The organism is Albimonas marina (assembly GCF_029223255.1).
GTDB lineage: Bacteria > Pseudomonadota > Alphaproteobacteria > Rhodobacterales > Rhodobacteraceae > Albimonas.
This window is the reverse complement of sequence record NZ_JARHUC010000005.1, coordinates 204,530-214,180: the sequence shown is the minus strand read 5'-3', so window position 1 is coordinate 214,180 and position 9,651 is coordinate 204,530. Positions and strand designations below refer to the sequence as shown.

Here is a 9,651-nt window from a genome sequence, read left to right as displayed (position 1 = left end):
GAGATCATGGCGCGCGGGCCCCGTCTCTTCGTCATCTCGGGCTGCTCGGGCGGCGGCAAGTCCACGCTGCTGGCCGAGATGGCCGCCCGCGGCTGGGCCACGGCCCCCGAGCCCGGCCGAGAGGTGGTGCGCGAGGAGACGGAGCAGGGCGGCGACGGCCTGCCCTGGACGAACCTCGCCCGCTTCGCCGAGCTCTGCGTCGCCCGCGCCGCCGCCGATCACGAGGCGGCGCTGGCCCGCCCCGGCCCCACGCTCTTCGACCGCTCGATCCTCGACGCCGTGGCGGCGCTGGAGCGCATGGGCCTGCCGGTTCCCCCGGCCATGGCCGCCGAGCTCGCCGCCCGCCGCTACGACGGCCCCGTGTTCCTCGCGCCCCCCTGGCCCGAGCTGCACCGCCCCGACGCCGAGCGCCGGCTGGACCTCGCCGCCGCGCTGGCCGAGCACGACCATCTCGAAACCCGCTACCCCGCCGAGGGCTACGCGACCGAGCCGCTGCCCCGCCTGCCCGTGAGCGAGCGGGCGGACTGGCTGGAAGCCCGCCTCGGCGCGCTGGAGGCCGCCGCATGATCCCCGTTCCCGGCTTCGACGGCGCCCGGGTGGGCGTCCTGGGCCTCGGCCGCTCCGGCCTCGCCGCCGCCCGCGCGCTGGCCGCCGGCGGCGCGGTCCCGGTCTGCTGGGACGACGGCGAGGCCGCGCGCGCCGCGGCCGAGGCCGAGGGGTTCGAGATCGCCGACCTCGGGCGCGAAAGGGCCTGGGAAGCGGGCCTCGCGCTGCTCTGCGTCTCCCCCGGCATCCCCGCGCTCTATCCCGCGCCCCACAAGGCGGTGGAGCAGGCCTGGGCGCGCGGCGTGCCGGTCGACAACGACGTGGGCCTGCTGTTCCGCACGCTGGCCGAAAGCGACTTCGACGATTTCGACGTGCCTCCCCGCGTGGTCTGCATCACCGGCTCCAACGGCAAGTCGACCACCACCGCCCTGATCGGCCACATCCTCGAGGCCGCCGGCACCCCCGCCCAGGTCGGGGGCAACATCGGCGTCGGCGTGCTGGGGTTCGAGCCGTTCCACGACGGCGAGGTGCTGGTGCTGGAGCTCTCCTCCTACCAGATCGAGCTGGCGCGCACGCTGGCCCCCGACGTGGCGGTGTTCCTCAACCTCTCCGACGACCATCTCGACCGCCACGGCGGGCGGGGCGGCTACTTCGCCGCCAAGGCGCGCCTCTTCGAGGCCGGCGCCCCCGAGCGCGCCGTGGTCGGCATGGACGAGCCCGAGGGCCGCTTCCTCGCCGACCGGATGCGGGGCCGGACCGGCGAGGAGGACGGGATCATCGGCCTCTCGCTCGCCCGCAAGCTGCCGGGCGAGGCCTGGGCGGTGACCGCCCGCAAGGGCTTCCTCGCCGAGACGCGCCGCGGCAAGCAGGTCGCCTCGGTCGACCTGCGGGAGCTCGCGACGCTGAAGGGCGCCCACAACCACCAGAACGCCTGCGCCGCCTGGGCGGCCTGCCGGGCGCTGGGCGTCGCGCCCCGCGCCATCGAGGCCGCGCTGAAGACCTTCCCGGGCCTGCCCCACCGGCTGGAGCTGGTGGCGGAGAAGGACGGGGTGGCCTTCGTCAACGACTCCAAGGCCACCAACGCCGACGCGGCCGAGAAGGCGCTGCTCGCCTGGCCGCGCGTGCGCTGGATCGCGGGCGGGGTGCCCAAGGCGGGCGGGATCGCGCCGCTCGTCCCCCTCTTCGACCGGGTGGCCTGCGCCTACCTGATCGGCGAGGCCGCGGACGCCTTCGCCGCCACGCTCGGCGACACGCCCCACGTGCTCTGCGGCGACCTCGAGACCGCCGTCGCCCGCGCCGCCGCCGAGGCGCAGCCCGGCGAGGCGGTGCTGCTGTCGCCCGCCTGCGCCAGCTTCGACCAGTTCAAGAGCTTCGAGCATCGCGGCGACGTGTTCCGCGCCCTCGCCCGCAAGGCCGCAGGCCTGCCCGAGACCCAGGAGGAGACCGCATGACCGAGATGGTGTTCGGCCACGTCGCCGCCCGTTCGTCCGAGCCGATCCTCACCCGCTGGTGGCGCACCGTCGACCGCTGGACCGTGGGCGCGGTGCTGGGCCTGATCGTGATCGGGCTGGTGGTGGGCATGGCGGCCTCGGCCCCGCTGGCCGAGCGGCTGGGCCTGCCGCCCTTCTACTTCGTGATCCGCCAGGCCGCCTTCGCCACGCTGGCGGTGGCGCTGATGGTCGGCATCTCGATGCAGGACGTGCGCACGGTGCGCCGGCTCTCGGTCGTGGGCTTCGTGGGGGCGCTGCTGGTCTGCCTCGCGCTGCCGGTGATCGGCACCGACTTCGGCAAGGGCGCGATCCGCTGGGTCTCGCTGGGCGTGCTGACGGTGCAGCCCTCGGAGTTCCTCAAGCCCGCCTTCGTGGGGACGGCCGCCTGGATCATGGCCGCGACCTTCGACCGCCGCGGCCCTCCGGGCAAGTTCCTGAGCTTCCTGCTCGCCTGCGGCTGCGCGGCGATGCTGGCCCTTCAGCCCGACTTCGGTCAGGCGGCGCTGCTGCTGGCGGCCTGGGGGATCATGTATTTCGTCGCCGGCGCCTCGGTGCCGCTGATGGTGGGCATCGCCGGCGGCGTCGCCGCGGTCGGCGCCTTCGCCTACGAGAACTCCCAGCACTTCGCGCGGCGCATCGACGGGTTCCTCGCGGCCGAGGTCGATCCCCGCACCCAGATCGGCTACGCCACCAACGCCATCCAGGAGGGCGGCTTCTTCGGGGTCGGCGTCGGCGAGGGCTCGGTCAAGAACATCCTGCCCGACGCGCACACCGACTTCATCATCGCGGTGGCGGCCGAGGAATACGGCCTGGTGCTGTGCGTGCTGGTGATCGGCCTGTTCCTGTTCATCCCGATCCGCGCCCTCTACCGCCTGACCGAGGAGCGCGACCCCTTCGCCCGCCTCGCCGGCGCCGGCATGGCCGGGCTCGTGGGCCTGCAGGCCTTCGTGAACCTGGGCGTCGCCATCCGCCTGCTGCCCGCCAAGGGCATGACGCTGCCGTTCGTCAGCTACGGCGGCTCCTCGCTGCTCGCCGCCGGCATCGGCATGGGCCTTCTGCTGGCGATGACCCGCAAGCGCCCCCAGCGCGACGTGCTCGAGGCGCTGGAGCACTCGGCTTGAGCGCGCCGCACCTGGTGATCGCCGCCGGGGGCACCGGCGGGCACATGTTCCCCGCCCAGGCGCTGGCGCAGGAGATGCTGCGCCGGGGCTGGCGGGTGTCGCTGACCACCGACGACCGTGGCGCGCGCTATGCGGGCGGCTTCCCCGAGGCGGTGGCCCGCGTGCCCGTGCGCTCGGCCACCTTCGCGCGGGGCGGGGCGCTGGCGAAGCTCGCCGCGCCGGCGCTGATCGGCATGGGCGTGCTCGAGACGCTGCGCTGGTTCCGCCGCGATCCGCCCTCGGTGGTGGCGGGGTTCGGGGGCTATCCCTCGCTGCCCGCCCTCTCGGCCGCGGTGCTCTCGGGCCGCCCCCGGCTGATCCATGAGCAGAACGGCGTGCTGGGCCGGGTGAACCGCGTCTTCGCACCCCGCGTGGCGCTGGTCGCCTGCGGGACCTGGCCGCTGACCAACGCGCCCGCGGGCGTGGATGCGCGCCACGTCGGCAACCCGATCCGCGACGCCGCCCGCGCGCTCGCCGGCGCGCCCTACGCGGCGCCGGCCGACGGCCCCCTGAACCTGCTGGTCTTCGGCGGCAGCCAGGGCGCCTCCGCCCTCTCGCGCCTGGTGCCGGAGGCCGTCGCGGCCCTGCCGCAGGACCTCCGCGCCCGCCTGCGCCTGACCCAGCAGGCCCGCGAGGGCGAGGCCGAGGGCCTGTCCCGGGCCTACGCCGACCTGGGCGTCCCGGCCGAGGTCGCGCCGTTCTTCTCCGACATGCCCCAACGCATCGCCGAGGCGCAGCTGGTGGCGTGCCGGGCCGGGGCCTCGACGGTCGCCGAGCTGACCGCGATCGGGCGCCCCTCGATCCTGATCCCCTATCCCCACGCGATGGACGATCACCAGACCGCCAACGCCCGCCCGCTGGCCGAAGCCGGCGCGGCGATCGCGGCGCAGGAGGCGGGGTTGACGGCGCAGGCGCTCTCGGCGCACATCGCCTCCGTCCTCGGCGATCCGACGCGCGCCGCGGCCATGGCCGCCGCCGCCGCCGCCCTGGGGCGGCCCGACGCGGCCGAACGCCTCGCCGATCTCGCCGCCGCGACCGCGGAACAGGTCGCCTGACCCTGCGTCGCGCCCTAGGTTGAGGCCGACGTCCGACCCGACCCCTTCAGATCCCCGGAGCCCAGCCCATGTCCCCCGTCAGCCGCCAGCCGCAGGAGATCGGCCCGATCCACTTCATCGGCATCGGCGGCATCGGCATGTCCGGCATCGCCGAGGTGATGCTGAACCTCGGCTACGACGTCCAGGGCTCCGACGCCAAGGACAGCGAGATCGTGCAGCGCCTGCGCACCCTGGGCGCCCGGATCGAGATCGGCCAGCGGGCCGAGAACCTCGGCCGCGCCAAGGTCGTGGTGATGTCCTCGGCCATCAAGAAGGGCAACCCCGAGCTCGACGCCGCCCGCGCCGCCGGCCTGCCGGTGGTGCGCCGGGCCGAGATGCTCGCCGAGCTGATGCGCCTGAAATACAACGTCGCGGTGGCCGGCACCCACGGCAAGACCACGACCACCTCGATGGTCTCGGCCATTCTCGATGCCGGCGGGGTTGACCCGACCGTGATCAACGGCGGCGTCATCCATGCCTACGGCTCCAACGCCCGGATGGGCGAGGGCGAGTGGATGGTGGTCGAGGCGGACGAGAGCGACGGCACCTTCAACCGCCTGCCCGCGACCATCGCCATCATCACCAACATCGACCCCGAGCACCTGGACCACTACGGCGACTTCGAGGGCGTGAAGGCGGCGTTCGAGCGGTTCGTGTCGAACCTGCCCTTCTACGGCGCCGCCGTGTGCTGCATCGACCACCCCGAGGTGCAGGCCCTGGTCGGGCGCGTCGACGACCGCCGCAAGATCACCTACGGCTTCAGCCTGCAGGCCGACGTGGTGGGCGTGAACCTGCGCCACGAGGGGCCGACCTCGAAGTTCGACGTCATCGCCCGCCTGCGCGACGGCCTGGCGCGCGGCGAGCGGCGGATCGAGGGGATCGAGCTGCCGATGCCCGGCGACCACAACGTGCTCAACGCGCTGGGCGCGATCGCGGTGGGGCTGGAGCTGGGGCTCGCCGACGACGCGATCCGCGCGGGGTTGAAGAAGTTCGGCGGCGTGAACCGCCGCTTCACCCGGGTCGGCGAATGGAACGGCGCCCCGATCATCGACGACTACGGCCACCACCCGGTCGAGATCGCGGCGGTGCTGAAGGCCGCCCGCCAGGCGGTGGGGCCGCAGGGCCGGGTGATCGCGATCCACCAGCCGCACCGCTACTCGCGCCTGCATTCGCTGTTCGACCAGTTCTGCACCTGCTTCAACGACGCCGACACGGTGGGCATCGCCGAGGTCTACGCCGCGGGCGAAAGCCCGATCGAGGGCGCCGACCGCGACGCGCTGGTCGCGGGCCTCGCGCGTCACGGCCATCGCGACGCCTGCGCCGTCGACGACGCGGCCGGGCTGCCGGACTTCGTGGCGGCCCACGCGCGCCCCGGCGACATCGTGGTGTGCCTGGGCGCCGGCTCGATCAGCCAGTGGGCGCGCGAGCTGCCCGCCGCCCTCGAAGGGCGCGCCGCCGCCGCCGAGTGAACGCCGCGCGCCGCCGGGCGCGGGCCGCGGCGGGCGACGCCATGGGGGACGCGCCCGCCCGGCGCCTCTCCGCCGCCCGCGGCCTGCGCCGGCCCGGCGCGGCGCCAGACCCGACCCGCCGCGCAGCCCCCCGGGCCTCGGCCAGACGGAGCGACGCCCGATGACCGACCCGGTTTCCGCCGCCCCTCCCCCCGGACCGTCCGGCGACGGCCTCCACCGCCGGCTCGGCTTCTGGCTGCTGATGCTCTACGGGCTGGGGGTGATGGTGGGCGCCGGCATCTACGTGCTGGTGGGCGAGGTGGCGGGGCGCACCGGCCTCTTCGCCCCCGTCGCCTTCGTGATCGCCGGCCTCGTCGCCGCCCCCACCGCGATGAGCTACGCCGAGCTCGCCGGCCGCATCCCCGAGGCGGGGGGCGAGGTGGCCTGGCTGCGCGACGCCTTCGGCATCCGCCTGCTGCCGCCCGTCGCGGGCATCCTGATCGTCGGGGGCGCCACGCTCTCGGCCTCGGCGGTGATCCAGGGGGGCGCGGCCTACCTGTGGGCGCTGGCGCCGCTGCCGAACGAGCTGAAGGCGATGATCTCCTACACCTGGCTGATCCCGCCGCTGATCGCGCTGATGGCCTTCGCGGCGATCTGGGGGGTGGTCGAATCCCTCGCGCTCGCCGCCGCGCTGACGGTGATCGAGGTGGGCGGCCTGCTGCTGGCGATCTGGGCGGGGTTCGAGGCGCCCGCCACCGCCGAGTGGCGCGCGGGCCTCGCGGGCGCCGCCGCCGCCGAGGGCGGCTTCGCGGCGATGGGCGGCGCGCTGGCGGGGGCCTCGCTGCTCGCCTTCTTCGCCTTCATCGGCTTCGAGGACATGGTCAACATGGCCGAGGAGACGCACGACCCCGGCCGCACCATGGTCCGCGCGATCCTGACCGCGCTGGGGATCACCGCGGTGCTCTACTCGCTGGTGGCGATGGCGGCGCTGCATGCGGTGCCCTCGGCGCTGCTGGCCACCATGTACGATCCGCTGGCGGGCGTGGTGCGCGCGGGCGCCCCGGCGCTGGTCCCCGCCATCGCCCTGATCGGCGGCGCGGCGGCGCTGAACGGGGTGCTGGCGCAGATGGTCATGGGCTCGCGCATCCTTTACGGGACCGGGCGGCGCTACCCGGCGGTGGGCTTCCTCGCGCGCGTCCTGCCGGGGCGGGGCACGCCGGCGATCGCGACGCTGATCATGGCCGCGCTGGTCATCGCGGTGGCGGTGACGGTGCCTCTGGGCTCGCTCGCAGCCGGCTCCGCGGGCATCCTGCTGGCGGTCTTCGTGGCGGTGAACCTGGCGCTCCTGGTGCTGCGCCGGAAGGGCCCGGCGCCCGAGGGCGCCTGGACCGCCCCATTCTGGGCGCCTTGGGCGGGCATGGCCATGTCCGTGGCCGCCGTGGCCGCGGGCGTGTTTGGAGGATGAGCGGGGAATGGATGAGAGGGAAACGGCGGGGATGACGGCCGAGATGCACCCGGGCGCAGCGCTCGACGCCGAGGCGCTGCTCGCCCGCCTGCCGCAGGTCCGCGGCCGGCTGACGCCGATGCGCCCGCTCGCCGACCTGTGCTGGCTGCGCGTGGGCGGCCCGGCCGAGGCGCTGTTCCAGCCCGAGGACGCGGACGACCTCTCGGCCTTCCTCGCGGCCCTTCCCGCCGACGTGCCGCTGACGCCGCTGGGCGTCGGCTCGAACCTGATCGTGCGCGACGGCGGGCTGCCCGGCGTCGCGGTGCGGCTGGGCCGCGCCTTCATGGGGGCCGAGCCGCTGGAGGGCGCGCGGCTGCGCGTGGGCGCCGCGATGCTCGATTCCCGCGCCGCGATGGCCGCGGCCGAGGCGGGGATCGCGGGGCTCGAGTTCCTGCGCACAATCCCCGGCGCCATTGGCGGCGCGGTGCGCATGAACGCCGGCTGCTACGGGTCCTACACCGCCGACGTGCTCGAGGAGATCACCGCGCTCGACCGGCAGGGCAGGGCGCATCGCCTCCCCGCCTCCGAGATCGGCTTCGCCTACCGCAGCTCCGACCTGCCGGAGGACTGGGTGATCGTCGAGGCGATCCTGCGCGGCGCCCCCGGCGAACGCGCGGCGATCGAGGCGCGGATGGACGACTACATCGCCCGCCGCGAGGCGAGCCAGCCGACGAAGGACCGCTCCTGCGGCTCCACCTTCCGCAATCCCGCCGGCTATTCCTCGACCGGCGAGGACGGGGACCCGATGGACCTCAAGGCCTGGTCGCTGATCGACCGGGCGGGGATGCGCGGGGCGACGCGGGGCGGGGCGCAGATCTCGCCCAAGCACTCCAACTTCCTGATCAACGCCGGCGGCGCCACGGCCGCCGATCTCGAGGGCCTGGGCGAAGAGGTGCGCGAGAAGGTCCGCGAGGCCTTCGGCATCGAGCTGGAGTGGGAGATCAAGCGCATCGGCCTCCCCTCCTGAGGCCGCCTCACCGCCCGCCCGGGCGCATGGCGCCCCGACCCTGGGCCGGGGCCACCGCCCCAGGCGCCCGACGCCAACGCCCCCGCGACGCGTCAGCCTCGCCCAAGGCGCCCCGGGCCTGACCCGGGGCCTCGGCCGCGCGCGCTCCATCCGCAGGAGACGGCGGGCCCTCCCCGCCCCGAGACGTCGCGGCGCGCACGCTCCTCTCCCGCGGAACCCCTCCCCACCCAGCGGAAGACGCCCCCTGCGGCCGGGTTCCGCGGCGCCGGACCTGCATTCAGGGTTTCTTGCGCCTCCCCTTCGCGCTACACTCCAAAAACGCCCCGCTTCGCAACGGCCTGCGGACCGTTCCGCAGATCCGACCCGAAGTCGGGACGTGACCGGGCATCGGCCGCCCGATCGGGAAAACCCGGCGGCGGCCATACAGGCGGGCGCACCTCGAAAACGGGGGCGTCCAAGCAAGCCCCCGCAGAGGGGCGAGGGACTAGAGGCGGCATGTCGGGCAGGGCTTCCACCCGCGTGGCGGTGCTCATGGGCGGCCGTTCGGCCGAGCGGGAGGTCTCCCTCTCCTCGGGCGCCGAATGCGCCAAGGCCCTGCGCGCCGCGGGATACGCGGTGATCGAGATCGATGCAGGACCGGACCTGGTCCAGCGCCTCGCGGACGCGAGCCCCGACGTGGTGTTCAACGCGCTGCACGGCCGCTGGGGCGAGGACGGCTGCGTCCAGGGCCTGCTGGAATGGCTGGGCCTGCCCTACACCCATTCCGGGGTGCTCGCCTCCTCCGTCGCCATGGACAAGGTCAAGGCCAAGGAGGTCTTCGCCGCCGCCGGGCTGCCGGTGGCCGAGGGCCGGCTGGTGCCCAAGGCCGAGGCCGCCGTCTCCCACCCCCTGCCGCTTCCCTACGTGCTGAAGCCCTACAACGAGGGCTCCTCGGTCGGCGTCTACATCGTGCCCGAGGGCGCGAACGGCCCCGCGCGCCTCGCCCCCGACGCGCCCGACATCCTGCTGGCCGAGACCTTCGTGCCCGGCCGCGAGATGACCGTCGCCGTGATGGGCGACCGCGCGCTGGCCGTCACCGACATCATGGCCGCGGGCGGGGGCTGGTACGACTACGCCGCCAAGTACCAGGCCGGCGGCTCCTCCCACGTGATTCCCGCCCAGATCCCCGAAGAGATCGAGGCCGCCTGCCTCGACATCGCCGTGCGCGCCCACCAGGCGCTGGGCTGCCGGGGCCTGTCGCGCTCCGACTTCCGCTGGGACGAGAGCAAGGGCGTCGGCGGCCTGATCCTGCTCGAGGTCAACACCCAGCCCGGCATGACCCCCACCTCGCTCGCGCCCGAGCAGGCGGCCCATGCCGGCGTCTCCTTCCCCGACCTCTGCGCCTGGCTGGTGGAGGACGCCTCATGCCTGCGCTGACCGCCCCCGTCCTGGTCCTAGTCCCC

The 9,651-nt window shown here is 74.8% G+C and carries 8 protein-coding genes; all 8 read left to right on the top strand.

Annotation, left to right across the window (positions count from 1 at the left end; genetic code table 11):
- Positions 1-6: 6 nt before the first annotated feature.
- The 8 genes from P2H44_RS15680 to P2H44_RS15645 all read left to right on the top strand — a co-directional run bounded on the left by P2H44_RS15680 (position 7) and on the right by P2H44_RS15645 (position 9,625).
- Positions 7-567 carry an AAA family ATPase gene (locus tag P2H44_RS15680; protein WP_275764846.1) on the top strand — a complete coding sequence of 187 codons (561 nt, stop codon included), beginning with the start codon at positions 7-9 and terminating at the stop codon, positions 565-567.
- Entirely contained in the window at positions 564-1,997 is a 1,434-nt protein-coding gene (murD, locus tag P2H44_RS15675) for a UDP-N-acetylmuramoyl-L-alanine--D-glutamate ligase (RefSeq protein ID WP_275764845.1), read from the top strand. Before P2H44_RS15680 ends, murD begins: the two co-directional genes overlap by 4 nt.
- A complete protein-coding gene (locus P2H44_RS15670) occupies positions 1,994-3,157 on the top strand; it encodes a peptidoglycan glycosyltransferase FtsW (RefSeq protein WP_275764844.1) in 1,164 nt (387 codons plus the stop codon). Before murD ends, P2H44_RS15670 begins: the two co-directional genes overlap by 4 nt.
- On the top strand, positions 3,154-4,251 hold the full coding sequence (locus P2H44_RS15665) for a UDP-N-acetylglucosamine--N-acetylmuramyl-(pentapeptide) pyrophosphoryl-undecaprenol N-acetylglucosamine transferase (protein WP_275764843.1): 1,098 nt from the start codon (positions 3,154-3,156) through the stop codon (positions 4,249-4,251). Before P2H44_RS15670 ends, P2H44_RS15665 begins: the two co-directional genes overlap by 4 nt.
- A gap of 68 nt (positions 4,252-4,319) precedes the next feature.
- Positions 4,320-5,759, top strand: a complete 1,440-nt coding sequence (gene murC, locus P2H44_RS15660) for a UDP-N-acetylmuramate--L-alanine ligase (protein ID WP_275764842.1) — start codon at positions 4,320-4,322, stop codon at positions 5,757-5,759.
- 160 nt (positions 5,760-5,919) lie between these two features.
- Entirely contained in the window at positions 5,920-7,203 is a 1,284-nt protein-coding gene (locus P2H44_RS15655) for an APC family permease (RefSeq protein WP_275764841.1), read from the top strand.
- Positions 7,204-7,246: 43 nt separating this feature from the next.
- On the top strand, positions 7,247-8,209 hold the full coding sequence (murB, locus tag P2H44_RS15650) for a UDP-N-acetylmuramate dehydrogenase (protein WP_462976301.1): 963 nt from the start codon (positions 7,247-7,249) through the stop codon (positions 8,207-8,209).
- A 495-nt stretch (positions 8,210-8,704) separates the two neighbouring features.
- Complete coding sequence (locus tag P2H44_RS15645) at positions 8,705-9,625, top strand: D-alanine--D-alanine ligase (protein ID WP_275764840.1); 921 nt, start codon at positions 8,705-8,707, stop codon at positions 9,623-9,625.
- Positions 9,626-9,651: the final 26 nt, after the last annotated feature.